The following is a 17322-nucleotide window of genomic DNA, read 5'->3' as shown; positions in this document are numbered from 1 at the left end:
CCGTTTTTTTAATATGTACCGAGTTTAACCTTCAACACCACCGGATTGCCAGTGAGGTTGAGGCCATAGTCGGTCTGGTCGCCGTTCCAGTTACGTTCCATGATCCATTTGCCGGCGGCGTCGTAACGCCCCTCCTCCACCCGCGCCCACATCGACGGCTTGCCTGCGGCATGGTCGATCTTCACGCGCGCGCGCTGGCCGATGATGATGAATTCATTCTCGCCGATCTGCGCGATGGCCACGCCGCCATTGGGCTTCTCGGTACCGGCCGGCACATCCTTCACGTCCTTGAAATATTTCTGTTCGCCGAACTGCCATTCGCGGAAGGAGATGGTGGCCTTCCAGCCCTTCATGTCCACGGTCTGCGGCTGGCGGTCGTCGCCTTCGGCGATGCCGTAGGTACGGCCTTCGAACGCCCACTTGGCCCACTGGCGCTCCATCGGACGGAAGGCGGCGTAGATTTTGCCGAACGGTTCCGTCATGGTCTTGTCGGTGGCCTTGTGACCGAGCGGGAAATTGCTGTAGTCCGCATAGTCGATGCCGAACGGCGAGAAGCCGATGGCGCCGCGTCCCAGCACCTGGAAGGTGTAACGCACGTACTCGGGCGCGTTGCTGATCTCCGGCACCATCAGCGGATTGTCCTTGCGCTGGAAGTGGTCCAGCGTGGCGGTGAACTTCTTCGAATCCGGGCCGTAGACGTCAGGGCCGGCGAAATCGATATGCGGCGCGGCGGCGCGGTAGATATCGATCACGTCGTAGGTCGGGCCACCGCTGGCGAAGTTTTCCTTCCACGGCTTGACCGGGCTTTCCAGCGAGTCGCGCAGCGCGTTGTTGACAAACATCGGCAGGTTGTAGACGGCGCGGCCGGCCTTGGCGATTTCCTCGATGTAGCTGGCGATGGAATAGGCGTGGAAGTATTCGTCGGCGTAGTCGCCGTAGACCTGCTTCCAAGTGCCGCTCTTGGCCAGCGCCACCGGGGATTTTTTATAATCGAGCACCGCCTGCGGCACCGGCTGATTGAACTGCGCCTCGGCCTTCGGCGCGTAGTCGCGCGCGAAGCCGTAGGTGCCGACTTCATTCTCGACCTGCATCATGATGACGGTGCGCTGCGCCTCGTCGATCTTCTTGATGTGGGCCATCAGCGCCACGAAGGCCTTCTTGTCGGCCTTCAGCGTTTCTTCGCCTTGCGGCGACAGGCAGTAGATGTTCTTGCCGTCCTTGTCCAGCATGCGCGGGAAGCGCGCGTTGTTGAACTTGACCCACTCCGGCACGTAATTCGGGCCGGTGTTCTTCCAGGTGCCGAACCACAGCAGCACCAGCTTCACTTTATTCTTGCGCGCTTCGGCCACCAGCGTATCGACGTAGCTGAAATCGAACTTGCCTTCCACCTGCTCGATCTGTTCCCAGGCCACCGGGATTTCGAGGGTGTTGGCGTTCATGTCCTTGATCGCGGCCCAGACCTTGTTCAGCGCCAGCGGATAATTGCTGGAGTTCTGGGCCTGGCCGCCGAGGATGACGAAGGGCGCGCCGTCCACGATCAAGGCGAAACGGCCGTCCTTCTTCACGATCTGCGGTATTTCCGAAGCGGCCGCCGCGCCAGCTGCGGCCATCATCAAACTGAGGGAAACTACAAGCTGGCGGGTCGATCGCTTCATATTGCGTAATACCTTTCTATTAAAAGTCGTAGCTCAGTTTAGCAACCACGCGGCGGCCGGTCTTGAACCATGCGCGGCCCATCATACCGATATTTTGCTGCATCAGCTGCTTGTAGGTCGCGTCGGTCAAGTTCTGCGCTTGCAGGCCCAGTTGCACCTTGTCGCTGAACTTGAAGGACACCGATGCGTCCAGCTGGCCGTAGTCGTCCGACCAGGTAGGCAGCGCCCATGCGACGTTGGTCTGGCCGAAGGTCGGGCTGGCCGGATTGGTGTCCGTGCCGTCCGAACCCTTGGTGCCGTTGACGTTGACCGCCTGCAGCGCCTTCGAACGCCAGTTGTACGCCACGCGCGCCGACCATAGGCCTTTATCGTACAACAGAGCCAGGTTATACGACTGGCGGGACAGGTTTTCCAGCGGCAGATTGCCGAAGGTGGTGCCGTTGGTGTCGCAGCCGTTCAGGTTCAGATTCAGGTTGGCCGCGTTGTCGCCGCCGGTGCAGTACTTCGCATACACAGGGCTGTACAGTTTGCGCTCGCTGTCCACGAAGGTGAAGTTGGCTTGCACGCCCAGGCCCGACAAGGCACCCGGCAGTTTATCGAAGTACTGCTGGAACGCCAGTTCGAAGCCGCGCGCATGGCCACGGGCGCCGTTGATCGGGCCAGTGACGGTGAAGTCATGCATCTTGCCGTTCACGTCCGCCAGCTGCTTGGTGTACACCTGCTTGATGATGACATCTTTCAGGCGCTTGTTGAACACGGCGGCGGTGAACGAACCGGAAGGCGCGAAGTACCATTCCATGGTCAGGTCGACCTGCTTGGAGGTGGTCGGACGCAGGTTCGGATTGCCGTCGCCGCTGCCGGTCAGGCTGACGCTATTGACGGTGGTGACGCCGGTGACTGGGTTGGTGGTGGTGTCGGCGGTTTCCGACAGCACGGTGTAACCCTGCAGCTGCGTGAAGTCGGGACGCGACAGTGCTGCCGCGGCGGCGAAGCGGAACTGCAGCTGCTCGTTGACCTTCAGGCGCAGGTTCAGGCTAGGCAAGGCATTATGGTAGTTGTTCTCGTAGTTCTTGCCCTCGGAGAATGGACGGATGATAGGCACCGGCACGCCGACCTGATTGCCGCCATTCGGCGCGGTCGACGTGAACACGGTGTAGCCGCGTGCGCTCGAATCGGTCTTCACGTAACGCAGGCCGACGTTACCATCGATCGGATATTCCAGCTTGTCCCAGCCGAAGCGCAACTGGCCGTACAGCGCCTTGGTTTTCTCGGCCTGGTCGTTGGTGCCGGCGTAGTTGGTCGGGCCGAACGTGGCGGCTTGCCATGGTGCGCAGGTGCCGGTCGGATTCTGTTCCTTGCACAGGATGTCGTGGTAGGTGTGCAGCTGTGCATAGCTGTCCGGGAAGCCTTGCGCCAGCGAGACGTTCGGGAACACCACGGCCGGCACGGACACGCCGCCGTTGAAGAAGTTGTTGAACGAATGGACGTTGGTGTTGCCGCTGAAGCGCGGATCACCCAGCGACGCCAGCTTGCTGATGTCCCAGCCCACTTGCCAAGGCTGCGTGATGGCGGACCAGTTGTAGCTCGGGTTGGAGTTCTGGGTCACCGCATCGCGGTCGGTCAGGCGCACGCCGAAACGGAAGTCGCGCAGCACTGGATGGTCGAAGTCATACTTCGCATCGGTGCGCCATGCGGTTTCCGTGGCCTTGCTCTGGTCCAGGTGTTCCATGGTGAACGCCCAGTAGTAGTTCTTCGGGTCGGCCAGGTAGGCGCGGTCAGCGTCCGTGAACAGAATCTTCGGCACGTTGCCGCGCAGGTCCAGCGTTTCGCTCGGCATGGTCACGCCGGTGGCGACGGTGGAGTCGACGCTGCGGGTGGTGGCCTTGATGTGCTGGAGGTCGGTGGTGACGGTCCAGTTGTCATGGCGCCAGCGCAGGTTCCACGCCACGTCGGTGGTTTCAGACTTGCGCCACGAGGTGCGGGTATCGTCGCCGAAGTTGATGCCGCCGTCGGACGGATCGGTCAGGGTGCCGGTCAGCAGCTGGCCGTTGGAGCCGAAGGTGGAGTCAGGCGACACCTTGATGTTGTAAGGGCTGGACTGAGCGAAGATGGCCTGCTCGTCCCACTGCATCCGGTACTTCGATTTGAAGTAGGTCAGGGAGCTGGACCAGTCGTCCTTCTTCCATTGCAGCGCGCCGTAGGCGCCTTCGCGCTTGCGGTTGAATTCCAGGGTGCGCCACTGCGCGCCCTTCGGCACGTAGACGGTATTGCCCTTGGCGTCCTTCAGCGGATAGTAAGGCTCGACCTGGAAGGCATCGGTGCGGGTGCCGCTTTCCGAACTGGCCAGATCCACCAGGGCGCCGAATTCACCGATCGGGGTTTTCCAGCGGTCCGACACCAGGCCGGAATACGATGGCGAGGTCTTGCCCTTCTTCAGTTCCGACCAGGTGCGGTCGGCCGACACCGAAGCCTTGAAGCCCTTGTAATCGAAAGGCATGGCGGTGCGCAGGTTGATCAAGCCGCCGACGGCGCCCTCGACCTGTTCCGCCGATGGGTTCTTGTAGATGTCGACGCCGGCCATCAGCTCCGGCGGCACGTCTTCGAAGTTCAGCGAGCGGCCGCCGTTGGCCGAGAACGAATCGCGGCCATTCAGTTCGGAGCGCACGTAGCTCAAGCCGCGGATCGACACGCCCGAGCCTTCGACCGAGAAGTGCTCCGGGTCGCCCTTGGACATGGTGCGGTCGATGGTGACGCCGACCACGCGTTGCAGCACTTCGGTCACCGAGCGGTCGGGCAGCTTGCCCATGTCTTCGGCGACGATGGAATCGACGATTTCGTCGGAGTTCTGTTTGATCTTCTGGGCCGACTGCAGCGCTGCGCGCTGGCCGGTCACGATCACGGCGACCGGTTCGCCGGCCGGCGCATCGGTTTTAGGTGCAGCGGTTGTCTGGGCTGCGGCGACGCCACTCAGCATCATCGTCATCTGGGCCAGGCCCAGTGCGATGGCCGTTTTCTTGAGGTGTTTCATCTGCGTTCTCCAAAGTTGTACGAATTTTTCATAGCTCTTTGGCTATTGATTATTTATATATCGTCTGTGGGGTATTCGGGAAATTCAGGGCGAGCTATCCCGCCGGCGCTGAAAAGCGCAATCGTCTGGTCGTCATTGATGTCGTCTCGCTCGCTGAGTATTTTTTATCGCTGCTGCAAAACTGGCGGGGTGCCAGTGCGCGCGACTTTGAAGCATTGTGCAAGTTTGACTATTTGGCGGCAATTGCGAAATTCACCAATCGGCCGAATGATAATAAGCAATCGTCGCGCAGATCCCACAGAACCTGCGCGACGTGTTGGCGCTTACTTGCCCGAGAGTTGGGCCTGGGTGTAAAAACCGTCTTTGATCACAACATCGATATTAGCTTTGGTCAGCGCGATCGGCTTCAGGAACACCGAGTCCACTTCCTTGAAGCCGTTGTTGTACTTGGCGTTGAAGGCCGGCTTCTCGCCGCGCACCAGCTGCACCGACAGCTTGGCCGCTTCCGATGCGATCAGCTTCAATGGCTTGTAGACCGTCAGCGTCTGCGTGCCTGCGATCACGCGCTTGACCGCCGCCAGATCGGAATCCTGGCCCGATACGGCTACTTTGCCGTCGAGCTTCTGCGAGGCCAGCGCCTGGATCGCACCACCAGCGGTGGCGTCGTTGGAGGCCACTACGGCGTCGATCTTGTTGCCGTTGGCGGTCAGCGCGTTTTCAACGATGGACATCGCTTCCGACGGGCTCCAGTCCTTCACCCACTGCTTGCCCACCACCTTGATGTCGCCCTTGTCGATCAGCGGCTGCAGCACCTTCAGCTGGCCGTCGCGCAGCATCTTGGCGTTGCTATCGGTCGGTGCGCCGCCCAGCAGGTAGAAGTTGCCCTTCGGTTTAACCGCCAGCACGCCCTGCGCTTGCAGCTGACCCACCATATTGTTGTCGAACGAGATGTAGGCGTCGATGTCGGCGTTGAGAATCAGGCGGTCATACGAGATGACTTTGATCTTGGCCTTCTTCGCCTCGCGGATGGCATTGGTCAGCACCGTGGCGTTGTAGGGCACAATCACCAGCACGTCCACGCCGCGCGAGATCAGGTTCTCGATCTGGGCGATCTGGCGCTGCTCGCTGGCGTCGGCCGACTGCACGAACACCTTGGCGCCCTGCGCTTCGGCGGCGGCGACGAAGTAGTCGCGGTCGCGCGCCCAGCGCTCCAGGCGCAGGTCGTCGATCGAGAAGCCGATCTTCGGGTTCTTGGCATCGGCCATGGCGTTGCCGCCTGCGAAAGCCATCATCACGGCGATTGCCGCCGTGCTCAGTAATTTCTTCATCGTCTCAAGTCTCCAGTTTTATTTGGGGTGATGCGTGCCGCGCCGCTATGGTACCTCAGGCGCCGTACCAGCCCGCGTCCACATAGTACTCGCGGCCGGAGCAGCGTGCCGCACTATCTGACGCGAGGAACAGCGTCAGTGCCGCCACGTCGGCGATCTCCACGCGCTGCGGCAGGCATTGGCCGGCCAGAATGCGCGCTTCCTCCTCCGGCGTGTGCCACAGCGCCTCCTGGCGCGGCGTGCGCACGCCGCCCGGAATCACGGCGTTGACGCGGATATTGTCGCGTCCCAGATCGCGCGCCATGCCGCGCGTCATGCCTTCGATGCCGGCTTTGGCCGTCATGTACAAGGTCAACTCCGGCAAGGCGAGGTGCCATGAGATGGAGCTGAAATTCAGGATCACACCACCGCCTGCGGCCCGCATGCCCGGCACCACGGCCTGCGCGCAGAAGTACAGGTGGCGCAGGTTGACCGCCATGCGGTTTTCCCAGTACGCCGGCGTAACGTCGCCGATGACATGGCGGTCGTCGTTGGCTGCGTTGTTGATGAGGATATCGACCGCGCCGATCTCCGCAAACACGGCCGCCACTTTTTCAAGATTGGTCAGGTCGCACTGGATGAACGCCGGCGGCGCCGGCAGCGTTGACAGGCCGGCCTGCAATGCACGCGAATCATCGACTGCGATGTCGAGGAAGGTGACGTGCGCGCCCTGGCGCGCAAAGGCTTCCACGATGCCGGCGCCGATGCCGCTGCCGCCGCCGGTGATGACCACGCGCTTGCCTGCCAGGCTGGGATAGATCGCCTGCTCGCGCGGCGTGTTGTAGGGTGTAGTCAAGGTCTGATCTCCAAAGGTGCTGGACGATTTTGACCGGCCTACAGTTTAGTGGCAATTATGAAAATCACCAATCCCACTCATAATTTACGCTGCCAGCACCGGCGGCGGCAGCGCCGAGCCGTCGTCGACGATGCCCAGCATGGCGCGATCCTGGTAGGTGCGCGGCGTGCATCCGAGTTCGCGCTTGAACACCGCGTGCATATACTGCACGGACGTGAAGCCGCAGCACAGCGCCACATCGGCGATGCTGCGCTCTCCGCGCGCCAGCATGGAGGTAGCGGCATCGAGCTTGAAACGCAGGATCACGTCATGCACGCTACAGTTGAGCTCCTGCCGGAAATAGGACTCCAGCGAGGACCGCGAAATCCCCACATACTCCGCCACCTGGTGCGTCTTGATGCCCTGGCAGGCGTACTGGCGGATGAAGTGGCGCGCGCGCATCACGTGCGGGTGCTTGGGCGCCTCGTGCTGGGTCGAAGCCAGCACGTTGATGCCGACCGGCGGCACCAGCACGCGCGTGCCGCTCATGCGCACGCCGTGCAGCATCTGGTCCAGCAAATGGGCGGCGGTGCGGCCCATCTCCTGCGCGCCCTGGATCACGGAGCTGAGCGGAATGCGGGTCAGCATGCGCGCCAGCGGGTCGTTGTCGATGCCGATCAGCGCCACCTGCTCCGGCACCGCGATGCCGGCCATGATACAAGCCTGCATCAGCTGGCGCGCGCGGGCGTCGGTGACGGCGATGATGCCGACCGGCTTGGGAAGACTGTGCAGCCACTGGATCTGCTGTTCCACCGCCTCATCCCACGACGGCGCGCTGGTGCCCTGGCCGCGATAGATGTGCGGCTCCATCTTGTCCTTGTCCATCAGCGAACGGAAGGCGTGCTCGCGCTCCTGCGCCCAGCGGTTCTCCTGCGCTTCCGGCAGCGAGAACATGGCGAAATGGCGCAGGCCGGCCTCGATCAGGTGATCGCGCGCCATCTTGATCAGTTTGAAGTTGTCGGTGGCGACGTAGGGCACGTCCTCCGGATAGGCCGCCTGGTTTTCATACGAGCCGCCCACCGCCACCACCGGCACGCGGCTGCGCGTCAGGGCCGCCGCAACGGCCGGATCGTCGAAGTCGGCGATGATGCCGTCGCCCTGCCAACGCTCGATGCCGGGCAGGCGCAGGCGAAAATCCTCCTCCAGGAACAAGTCCCAGGTGGCCCGCGTGGAACTCAGGTACGCGGCGACGCCCGCGATGACTTCGCGGTCGAATATCTTGTTCGCGTTAAACAGCAGCGCAATCCGGTGTGACTTCATCTGCATTTCGACTACCCCGATCCGAGACGTATGTGGCCTTTTTATCATTGTCACACGGGGCATATATGGTGCAGATATGAAAAATTTCGCTTCTTCCATAACGAATTTCACTAAATACCTTTAAGCAATTACGTTTTATACATCTTCAGGGCGCCACGGGCTTGCCGTAGACAATGCCCCGGCCCGCCGTGCTCATGTAGACCACGCCGAAGGTATTCATGTCGCCGACGACGAACTGGGCGTCGCCGGGACCGCCGTATTGGTGCTGGTCGTCGTTGATGCGCAGCCAGCTGGCGCCGCTGTCGGTGGAGCGGAACACGCCGCGCACGCCGCCAACCTCGCCCCAGATATAGACCGCGGGGAAGCCGGCGCCCGGCGCTGCCTTGCCGAAGCCCACCGCCGCCGCGTAACGCACCTGCGGCAGCGCCGTGAAGCTGGCGCCGGAATCGGTGGAGCGCGCCAGGCCGCCGTCGTACAGCGCCACCCACAGGTCGCCCTCGCGGCCGGGCACGGCGCGCACCGCCTTCGAGCCGCGCGGCGAGGCCAGCTTGGCCGCCGTCGGCGCAAAGCTGGCGCCGGCGTCGGTGCTGACCAGCAGGCGGTCTTCAACCAGCGCGTAGAACTTGTGCGCATCGACCGGATCGGCCACGGCGCGGCCGCGCTGCGTGTTCAGGCCCTTGACCTCGGCCCAGGTCGCGCCATCGTCGGCGCTGCGGTGGCAGGTGGTGGACTTTTCAGGGCAGTGCACGATCACCTTGCCGTCGGCGCTGACCGCCAATTGGCCCTTCACGCCGTGCATGCTGGCGGTTTTCTTCCAGGTCAGGGCCATGTCGCGCGAGATGTACATCGCCGTGCCGGCCCGCACCACCACGTTTGGATCGCGCGCGGCGTAGTCCAGGCCCCAGGTGGTGCCCATGGTCGGCGTGTGGATGGGCGAATACTCGGTCACGTCGGTATGGCGGAAGCCGTCGTAGTCGCCGATGGCGGAAATCAACGGCCCGCCCGGGATGCTCACAAGGTTCAGCGGCACCGATTCCTCCAGGCCCCGGTCCTCGAATTTCCACACCGGCTTGTCGCCATGGATCTCATTGGAGACGAACACGCCGTTGCCCGACACCGCCATCAAGCGGCGGCTGTCGAAGGGATCGAACTCGATGCTGGCGGTCCAGTGGATGAAGCTGCCGGCGATCCAGCTGACGCCGTTGGAATCGATGGTCACGCCATTGGCGACGATGCTGTTCCAGCTTTTGCCGCCGTCCAGCGTTTCATAGAACTGGTCGCCGATGCCGCCGCGCATCTGGTAGTGCGAAATGGTGGACACCACCATGCGCAGCGGATTGCGCGGATCGACCGTGATGCCGGCGTAGGCGCGGTTCAACGGCGGCGAAATGTCGCGCCACTGGCGGCCGGCGATGTCGTACTGCCACACGCCGCCCTCCTCCAGGCCCTCGCCCTTGGCCTTGTCCGCATGCGGGCCTGCGCCTTTGGCGAAAGTCACCACCAGCTTGCCGTTGGCGACCACGGCACGGTGCGGCATCAGCTGCTGCGGGCCGCCCTTCATGGCCTGGAAGCTGGCGCCGCCGTCGGCCGACACATACATATTCTCGCCCACGGTGCCGAAGCGCGAGACGCCGACGAATATCTTGCCGCCGTCGAGCAGCACGAAGCTGATGCCGTTGTTGTTGTTGGTGGTGGTGACGTCGAGCGCGTCCAGGCGATGCCAGCTCAGGCCCTCGTCGGTGCTGCGGAACAGTCCGTTGGCGCGCGTGCCGAGGTAAAGAATCTTGCCGTTGTTGGGATCGACCTGCAGCTTCTCGCCGTTGCCGCGTCCCATGCCGTTGCCGTGGATCTTGAACTGGCTGGTGACGTCGATGCGCTTGAAGCTGCGGCCGTAGTCGTCCGACTTGAGAATGGTGCTGGCACCGCCGTTGAGGTAGGCGATGCCGGTGGTGAGGTACAGCTTGTTGGGCGAAGATGGGTCGATCGCCAGCGATTCGATGCCAAGCAGGCCGGTGTCCTTATCGGACACCCAATCCATCAGGGGAATCCAGCGTTTTTTTTTACGTCCCAGCGATAGGCGCCGCCGACATCGGTGCGGGCGTAGATCAAGTCCTTCTCAGTCTTGCTGGTGACCAGGCCGGAAACGAAGCCGCTGCCGCCGATGGCGACGTTATCCCAGGCGTACTGCTCGGCCGCCGGCAGAAGCTTCTTCAGTTCCGGCGCCATGGCCTTGGCCCAGATCTCGTAGCCCTTCTGGTTCGGGTGCAGCAGGTCCGGCATGATGTCGCGCAACAGCGTGCCATCCGGCTGCAGGAAGGCCTGATTGATGTTGGCGAAGAACACCTTCTGATTGTCGGCATAGCCGGCGATGATGGTGTTCACCTGCTCGTTAATCTGGCGCAGCTGGTCGCTCGGCTTTTCGCCGCGCGGGAAGATTGCCAGCAGCAGGATCTTGGTGTCCGGCAGGCGCTTCTGCAGCTCGTCGATATTGCGCTTGATGCCGATGGCCGTGGTCTTCGGATCTTCCTGGCGATGGCCGGTGTTGTTGGTGCCGAACATCAACACAGCGACCTTGGGCGCGATCTCGTCTACCTCGCCGTGCAGCAGGCGCCACAGCACGTTCTCGGTGCGGTCGCCACCGAAGCCGAGCGCCAGGCCGTTGAGCGGCTTGTAATAACGCTCCCAGACCGGCGCACCGTCCTTCTCCCAGCCCTCGGTGATGGAATCGCCGATGAACACCACTTGCGCGCTCTTGCCCAGCTGCTTGGCTTCCGCCAGCTTCTTCTCGTGGCGCGGAGTCCACCACTTGATCGACCACGACTCGTTGAGTTTATCAGGCGTGACGGAGACGGTCTTGTAATCAGGGCAGGCGGCGTTGGGCGTGCCGCGCATCTGATACTTGACGTTGGCGATGGAGACCTTGCCGACGCCGCTGCCGTCCAGCGCGAACGGCTGAGTGATGGCGCTGAAGTCGTCGCCTTCACGGTAGAAGCAGCTCATCGAAAACACCAGGTGCTGCCAGCCCTTGCCGGCCATCTCGCGCGCGGAAATCAGGTAAGGCACGCTGCGTTCGCATTCCTTGCCACAGCGCAGCTTGAAGGTGATGCCGCCGTCGGACAGTTCGTGCACATTGACGTCCAGCGCCAGCACGCCTTGCGCCACGTAGGGCCGCAGGTCGACCGGCTTGCCGCCATCGACGCGCAGGCTGGCGTACCAGGCTTTGTTGAAATCCAGGGTCAGCGCATCCTTCTGCCTAGCCTTGGTGGACTTGCTGACCGCCACCACGCTTTCCGGCACCTTGGGCTGGCCGGCGATTGCCACCTTGTCGCCGCTCAGAGTCTTACTGGTTTCAAAGTCGGAAACGCTGATGTGCCAGGAGGCCAACGGACGGCCGGCATACACGTTCAAGTCTTGGGGAGCGGCCGCGAAAGCGGAAGAAGACAACACGGCCAGGATGGCGGCAAGGCGGATATGCATGGGATGTCTCACTTATTTTTTATGGGCACCATTGTGCTGTCACCAGTCACGCAGGGCAATTACGAAATTCACCAATCAACGCAATGATATTAAATCCAGCCGCGACCGCCTGCGTGCGTGCGCGCACATTCTGGCGGCCTCAAGCTCAATACAATGACTCCAACTGCAATAAAGAAACAAACGATAGTGACTCAACAACCATAGCGCGCTGCCGTGTTGTCCGGCGAGCATAGCGCAGCTTCCATATGCCCGGCTTTACACGAGGAGAACGCCATGCGCTCGCTTATGCCTTCCTGCCTGCTTGCCAGCTGCTTTGCGCTTACCGCACCGCTGGCCTTGGCCCAAAACACCATCGACCAGAGCCAGACCGACAACTTGCTGCCCATGGCCGGCCTGTACGCCAGCGGCCTGGCGCAATCCTTCCAGACCGCCGCGGACACCATCACCGGCGCCGGCGTCCAGCTGCGCCAAACCGAAGAGGCCGGCCCCCTGGTCATCGCCCTGTGGGACGCACTGCCCTCGCAAGGCGGCACCAAGCTGGCCGAAGGCGTGGCCCGTGGCATAGGTTCGACCTGGGTAGACACCTTCTGGTCGCCGGTAACGGCGGTCGCAGGCAAAACCTACTTCCTGGTCTTCACCAGCGACATCCCCTACCACGTCCTGGCCGGCTCCACCGACAGCTACCAGTACGGCATGGCCTACGCCAACGACTACACGGCCTTCGCGCAATACGACTACACCTTCCGCACCTACTCGGCCACGGCGCCAGTGATCAGCACCCCGGTGCCGGAACCGACCACCGCAGCGATGCTGCTGGCCGGCCTGGGCCTGCTAGGCTTCGCCGCCCGCCGCCGCCAGCAGCCTAGCGAGGGTTGATGCAGTACGGACGCTCGCGGTATTCGAAGTAATCGAAGTCGGCGTGCAGGCCGGTGCCGGCCATGTCCTGGCAGGCCATGCCGACAAACGCGCCTGTGAAGTTGGGCTGGCCGGGGGCGTTGGCTTCGTCCGACAGGATGCTGGCGTCGAATTGCTGCGGCAGCCATTGCCACTCGCCATCATCGACTCGATAAGCGAAGTACAGGCGCTCCTCATCCACCTCCACGCGCAACTGCACCGGCACGCCGGACGGCAACGCGATTGGCGCCGTGAAGGTGTCGGTCTGCACGTGGTTCGGCAGGCTGGTCATCACGCGCAGATGCCTGCCCACTTCCTCAGCATGCGTGATGTACAGATAGTGGAACTTGGCGCCGCCGTAGTAGCACACCAGCCCGGCCTGCTGCTGGTAATGCTCAGGCTCGAACTCCACCACCGTCGATGCGCTGTAGCAGTGCGATTGCTGACGCCGCGCCACTAGCGCCTGACGGAACTGGCTGCCCAAGGTTTCGCGGCCATACAAGCGCAGATGCCCCGCCCGTGCGGACAGGCTGAACAACTCCTCCGGCCACGGCGTGCGCAGCCACTGGAACGCCAGCGGCAGCTGCGGTGCATCGAATTCCGCGCGCTCCGGCTCGGCCTCGAAGCGATGTTCGGGCAAGCCCGGCGCGGGCGCCGTCAACTGCGCGGCTCCGGTGCCATCGGTGGTGCGCAGCCAGCCATCCTCGCTCCACACCATCGGCTGGATCGCCGTCTCGCGCCCCAGCGTGCAGGTGCCGCGATTGCGCAATGGCCGACCGCACAGGTAGACCATGTAGGTCTGCCCATCCGGCGTTTCCACCAGATCCGCATGCCCAGCCCTTTGCAGCGCCGCATCGGGACGATGGCGCGAGCTGAGGATCGTCTGCTCCGGATGCAGCTCATACGGCCCGCTCAGGCTGCGTGAGCGCGCCATCGTCACGCCGTGATTCCAGCCGGTGCCGCCCTCGGCGGTGAGCAGGTAGTAGTAGCCGTCGCGCTTGTACAGATGCGGCGCCTCGGTCAAGCCATGCGCCGTGCCCTTGAAGATATTCTCGCGCTTGCCGACCAGCCGGCCCTCCTGCACCGAATACTCCTGCGCCACGATGCCGGCAAAGCGGTTGCTGCCAGGGCGGTGATCCCACAGCTGGTTGAGCAGATACTTGCGGCCGTCATCGTCATGGAACAGCGACGGATCGAAGCCGCTGCTGTTCAGATACACCGGATCGGACCACGGCCCTTCAATGCTCGGGCTGGTCACCAGATAGTTGTGGAAATCGCGCAGCGAGGCGCTGCCGGTAGCGCCGCCGGTCGAGGTGCGACCGTAGCGCTTGACGTCCGTGTAGATCAGCCAGAACAAGCCGTCCGCATAAGTCAGGCAAGGCGCCCACACGCCGCAGGAATCCGGCGCACCGAGCATATTGAGCTGGCTGGCGCGCGTGAGCGGACGCGTCAGCAAACGCCAGTTCACCAGGTCGCGCGAATGATGAATCTGCACGCCGGGAAACCACTCGAAGGTGGAAGTGGCGATGTAGTAGTCATCGCCCACGCGGACGATGGAAGGATCGGGATTGAAACCGGTCAGGATAGGGTTTTGAATCATGCTGTTTTCTCTCGTACCAAAATCCAAAGCAAGGCGGCCGCCACCAGGTCCAGCACGGCCAGGCTGATAAAGAACGGCGTATAGCCCACGCTCGCCATCAGGCCGCCGATCATCAACGAGAAGATCAGGAGGCCGAGGTTGCCGAAGGTGCCGCACATGCCGGCCACCGTGGCCACCTCGTTGCGGCGGAACAGGTCCGACGACATGGTGATGACGGTGACCGACAAGGTCTGGTGCGCAAAGCCGGCCAGGCTGAGCAAGGCGATCGCCGCATACGGGCTCTCGACAAAGCCGACAAACGCCACGCCCATCATCATGCAGGCACCCAGCGTGAACGCGCCGCGCCGCGCATTGATCAAGCGCACGCCGCGCTTTTGCAGCGCCAGTACCACGGCCGGGCCGAACAGGCAACCGAGGTCGGCCGCCAGGAACGGCAGCCAGGCGAACATCGCAATCTGCGCCAGGTCGAAATGCCGCACCGTGGTCAGGTACAGCGGCACCCAGAACGCCAGCGTGCCCCACGCCGGATCTGCCAGGAAGCGCGGCAGCGCAATACCCCAGAAATTGCGCATCTTGAGTATGCTGATAATGGAAGGACGCTTGCCGCCGCCGTCCAGATGCTGCTCCTGCCCGGCCGCGATATGCTGCGCCTCTTCAGCCGACAAACGGCGATGACGCGCCGGTGCGTCGTACAGCAGCAGCCAGGCCGCCACCCACACCAGGCCGAGCGCGCCCGTGATCACAAACGCCGACTGCCAGTTGTAATGCAGGATGGCCCACACCACCAGCGGCGGCGCCAGCATCGAGCCGAACGATGCACCGATATTGAAGATGCCGCCCGCCATGCCGCGCTCCTTGGCCGGGAACCATTCCGACACCGCCTTCATGCCGGCCGGATTGGCCGAACCCTCGGCCAGCCCCAGCATGCCGCGCAGCACGGCCAGGGTCTGCCAGTTGGTCGCCATGCCATGGAACATGCACACCACCGACCACGCCGTCGCAAAGATGGCGAAGCCGTACTTCAAACCGATCACGTCGAGCACATAGCCGCACAGCGGCTGCAACATGATGGCGCCCTGGAACGCAGCGGTGATGTACGAGTATTCCTTGGTCGTGATGCCAAGGTCGGTGAGCAGCGTCGGTGCCGCCACCGCCAGCGTGCTACGGGTGAGGTAGTTGATGACCGCGCCCAGCATGATCAGACTGATCATCCACCAGCGTAGTCCCCGGATCTTTGAAGCTATCATGTTTGCGCAATCATCTCATTACGGGATCGCAACGATAGCACAATATTGGTGCAAATGATTGCGCAACCTAGCTGGTTGCGCTGGCGCTTTCCCGCGCGGCCTGCAGGGAATCCAGCGGCAGCGGACGCGAATAGTAGAAGCCCTGCACCAGATCGCAGCCGTGTTCGCACACCTTGGCCAGTTGCGCCTCGTCCTCCACGCCTTCGGCCACCACCACGCTGCCCAGGTCGCGACCCAGCTGGCACATGGAGCGGAACAGCAGCAGGCTCACTTCATCGGTGGCGATATCCTTGATGAAGGAGCGGTCGATCTTGATTTCATCAAACGTCACCAGCCGCAGGTAGCTCAGCGACGAAAAGCCGGCGCCGAAGTCGTCCAGCGAAATGCCCACACCCAGGCTGCGCAGCTCACCCGTCACGGCGACGATCTGCGCCAGGTCGGCGGCAAACACCTCCTCGGTAATCTCGATCACCAGGTGGCGTGGATCGACCTGCGCCACACTCAGCGCGGTCTGCACCTCCTCCAGGAAATGCGGCGCCAGGAACAGCGGCGGCGACACGTTGGCGGAGATTTTGGTGTCTTGCCCCAGCGCCTGCACCAGCAGGGGAATGTCGTTGATGATGGCGCGCAGCATCGTGGCGCCAAAGCTCATCATCCAGCCCTCCTCGTGCACGATGGGGATGAACTGCGCGGGACCGGGCGGCGTGTCGCCGTCCACGCTCTTCATGCGCGCCAGGCCTTCGGCGCCGTGGACCTGGCCGGTGCGCGGATTGATCTTGGTTTGATAGACCGGATAAAAACCACCGTTCTCCATCGCCTGATGCACGGTCTGCTTGAGCAGGTTGTAGCTGCGGATCTGGCTCGCCATGTCCGGCGTGAACTCCAGCGCCGGGCCGGGCGGCGCCTTGCGCGCGATGGTCAGGGCCACGTCGACGTTCTTCACCAGCTCGTGGCAATCGTCGCCGTTCAGCGGCGCGCGCGCGAAGGCGGCGGCAAAGCGCACGCTGCGGACTTCGCTGCTGGGCTGGTGGTGGGCGTCGTCCTGCAGGTCGGCAAAGAACTGCTGCACGCGCGGCTCGGTGGCATTCGGCATCCAGGCGGCGAATTGCGCGCCGGGCAGGCGGGCGATGAAGCAGCCGTTGCACAGGCGCTTGAGCACGGCGCTGAGGTCGCACAGCAGCTTGTCGCCGGCGATGTTGCCGTTGAGTGCATTGAACAGGCGGAACTTGATGACGTCGATCACCAGCAGCACGCCCTGCCCGCCGGCGGCCAGATGCTCGTCCACCTTCAGCGCCAGGCTCTGGCGGTTGGCCAGACCGGTCACGCTGTCCGTGTAGGCCACGTTGAACAGCTTGGCGTTGACCACTTCCAGCTCATTGAGCTTCTTGAACAGCTTGGTCTTCAGATCGTGGATGGAGCCGCCCAGCGTGGTGCCCAGCAGCGCCAGCGTCATGGCCGAAATCAGCCACAGCTCGCCGGTGTTGAGGTTGATGATTTCCTGGTTGTCGAAGATCAGCACGCCCATGCTGACGGCGATGGCGATGCCCACCAGCGACAGCAGGCACAGCACGGGAAAAATCAGCGAGCGCACGCCGGACCAGTTGGTGAACGACACCGTCATCACGGCCGCCAGCACCATCAGCCCGTCGGCCGCGACCGGGCTTTGCACGATGGCGATCACCCCCACCACCATGCCGATCAGCACGATCAGGGCCAGGCGCTTGCGGGCAGGGATTTTTTTGCGCAGGAGGTAGACCGCCGTCAGCAGCAAGCCCGCGCCGAGGTCGGCGTACATCGAGACCGGATAGATTTGCGATATCAGCAGGATGCAGCCGCAGGCCAGCGACACCAAGGCGCCGATGGCCGTGATCCAGTTAATCGCCTTATCGCCCAAGCCCTCGTACATTGCCGTTCCAATCGCGTTGGCTATATCCCATTCTGACTGTACGTGTTGTCAAA

General features: G+C 62.9%; 11 protein-coding genes. 1 reads left to right on the top strand and 10 read right to left on the bottom strand.

Features of this window, described 5'->3' with window-relative positions; genetic code table 11:
* Positions 1-8 precede the first annotated feature (8 nt).
* From ACXZ1M_RS20570 to ACXZ1M_RS20540, 7 genes are all read right to left on the bottom strand, one after another.
* Positions 9-1655, bottom strand: coding sequence for a GH35 family beta-galactosidase (locus ACXZ1M_RS20570; RefSeq protein ID WP_459049493.1), 1647 nt, complete (start codon positions 1653-1655; stop codon positions 9-11).
* Positions 1656-1674: 19 nt separating this feature from the next.
* Positions 1675-4683, bottom strand: coding sequence for a TonB-dependent receptor (locus ACXZ1M_RS20565; protein WP_459049492.1), 3009 nt, complete (start codon positions 4681-4683; stop codon positions 1675-1677).
* Between the two features lie 323 nt (positions 4684-5006).
* Positions 5007-6011 (bottom strand): D-xylose ABC transporter substrate-binding protein, encoded by a 1005-nt coding sequence (xylF, locus tag ACXZ1M_RS20560; protein WP_459049491.1) that lies wholly within the window; start codon positions 6009-6011, stop codon positions 5007-5009.
* Between the two features lie 55 nt (positions 6012-6066).
* The gene (locus ACXZ1M_RS20555; RefSeq protein WP_459049490.1) at positions 6067-6846 is read right to left on the bottom strand and encodes an SDR family NAD(P)-dependent oxidoreductase; all 780 of its coding nucleotides are present in this window, start codon (positions 6844-6846) and stop codon (positions 6067-6069) included.
* Between the two features lie 84 nt (positions 6847-6930).
* Entirely contained in the window at positions 6931-8145 is a 1215-nt protein-coding gene (locus ACXZ1M_RS20550) for a XylR family transcriptional regulator (RefSeq protein ID WP_459049489.1), read from the bottom strand.
* A 145-nt stretch (positions 8146-8290) separates the two neighbouring features.
* A complete protein-coding gene (locus ACXZ1M_RS20545) occupies positions 8291-10183 on the bottom strand; it encodes an exo-alpha-sialidase (protein ID WP_459049488.1) in 1893 nt (630 codons plus the stop codon).
* Positions 10183-11622, bottom strand: coding sequence for a GDSL-type esterase/lipase family protein (locus tag ACXZ1M_RS20540; protein WP_459049487.1), 1440 nt, complete (start codon positions 11620-11622; stop codon positions 10183-10185). The genes ACXZ1M_RS20545 and ACXZ1M_RS20540 overlap by 1 nt, the downstream gene beginning before the upstream one ends.
* Before the next feature lie 273 nt (positions 11623-11895).
* Here ACXZ1M_RS20540 and ACXZ1M_RS20535 point away from each other — a divergent pair, with 273 nt between their 5' ends.
* On the top strand, positions 11896-12498 hold the full coding sequence (locus tag ACXZ1M_RS20535; protein ID WP_459049486.1) for a PEP-CTERM sorting domain-containing protein: 603 nt from the start codon (positions 11896-11898) through the stop codon (positions 12496-12498).
* On the opposite strand, the gene ACXZ1M_RS20530 is transcribed toward ACXZ1M_RS20535, so the two are convergent.
* The 3 genes from ACXZ1M_RS20530 to ACXZ1M_RS20520 form a co-directional block, all read right to left on the bottom strand.
* The gene (locus tag ACXZ1M_RS20530) at positions 12485-14116 is read right to left on the bottom strand and encodes a glycoside hydrolase family 43 protein (protein WP_459049485.1); all 1632 of its coding nucleotides are present in this window, start codon (positions 14114-14116) and stop codon (positions 12485-12487) included. The two genes, ACXZ1M_RS20535 and ACXZ1M_RS20530, sit on opposite strands and share 14 nt — an antisense overlap.
* A complete protein-coding gene (locus ACXZ1M_RS20525) occupies positions 14113-15327 on the bottom strand; it encodes an MFS transporter (protein WP_459049484.1) in 1215 nt (404 codons plus the stop codon). Before ACXZ1M_RS20525 ends, ACXZ1M_RS20530 begins: the two co-directional genes overlap by 4 nt.
* 103 nt (positions 15328-15430) lie before the next feature.
* The gene (locus ACXZ1M_RS20520) at positions 15431-17269 is read right to left on the bottom strand and encodes a putative bifunctional diguanylate cyclase/phosphodiesterase (protein ID WP_459049483.1); all 1839 of its coding nucleotides are present in this window, start codon (positions 17267-17269) and stop codon (positions 15431-15433) included.
* Between the last annotated feature and the right edge of the window lie 53 nt (positions 17270-17322).

The sequence above is a fragment of the Duganella paludis genome, from assembly GCF_054461335.1.
The sequence above is the reverse complement of the archived record's forward strand: the minus strand, read 5'-3'. Positions and strand labels throughout refer to the sequence as shown.

Excerpts from the sequence above, each read along its gene's own strand:
- ACXZ1M_RS20530 (WP_459049485.1), bottom strand. The coding sequence starts at position 14,116 with ATGATTCAAAACCCTATCCTGACCGGTTTCAATCCCGATCCTTCCATC.
- xylF (WP_459049491.1), bottom strand. The coding sequence starts at position 6,011 with ATGAAGAAATTACTGAGCACGGCGGCAATCGCCGTGATGATGGCTTTC.
- ACXZ1M_RS20565 (WP_459049492.1), bottom strand. The coding sequence starts at position 4,683 with ATGAAACACCTCAAGAAAACGGCCATCGCACTGGGCCTGGCCCAGATG.
- ACXZ1M_RS20550 (WP_459049489.1), bottom strand. The coding sequence starts at position 8,145 with ATGAAGTCACACCGGATTGCGCTGCTGTTTAACGCGAACAAGATATTC.
- ACXZ1M_RS20520 (WP_459049483.1), bottom strand. The coding sequence starts at position 17,269 with ATGTACGAGGGCTTGGGCGATAAGGCGATTAACTGGATCACGGCCATC.
- ACXZ1M_RS20525 (WP_459049484.1), bottom strand. The coding sequence starts at position 15,327 with ATGATCAGTCTGATCATGCTGGGCGCGGTCATCAACTACCTCACCCGT.
- ACXZ1M_RS20570 (WP_459049493.1), bottom strand. The coding sequence starts at position 1,655 with ATGAAGCGATCGACCCGCCAGCTTGTAGTTTCCCTCAGTTTGATGATG.
- ACXZ1M_RS20540 (WP_459049487.1), bottom strand. The coding sequence starts at position 11,622 with ATGCATATCCGCCTTGCCGCCATCCTGGCCGTGTTGTCTTCTTCCGCT.
- ACXZ1M_RS20535 (WP_459049486.1), top strand. The coding sequence starts at position 11,896 with ATGCGCTCGCTTATGCCTTCCTGCCTGCTTGCCAGCTGCTTTGCGCTT.
- ACXZ1M_RS20545 (WP_459049488.1), bottom strand. The coding sequence starts at position 10,183 with ATGGATTGGGTGTCCGATAAGGACACCGGCCTGCTTGGCATCGAATCG.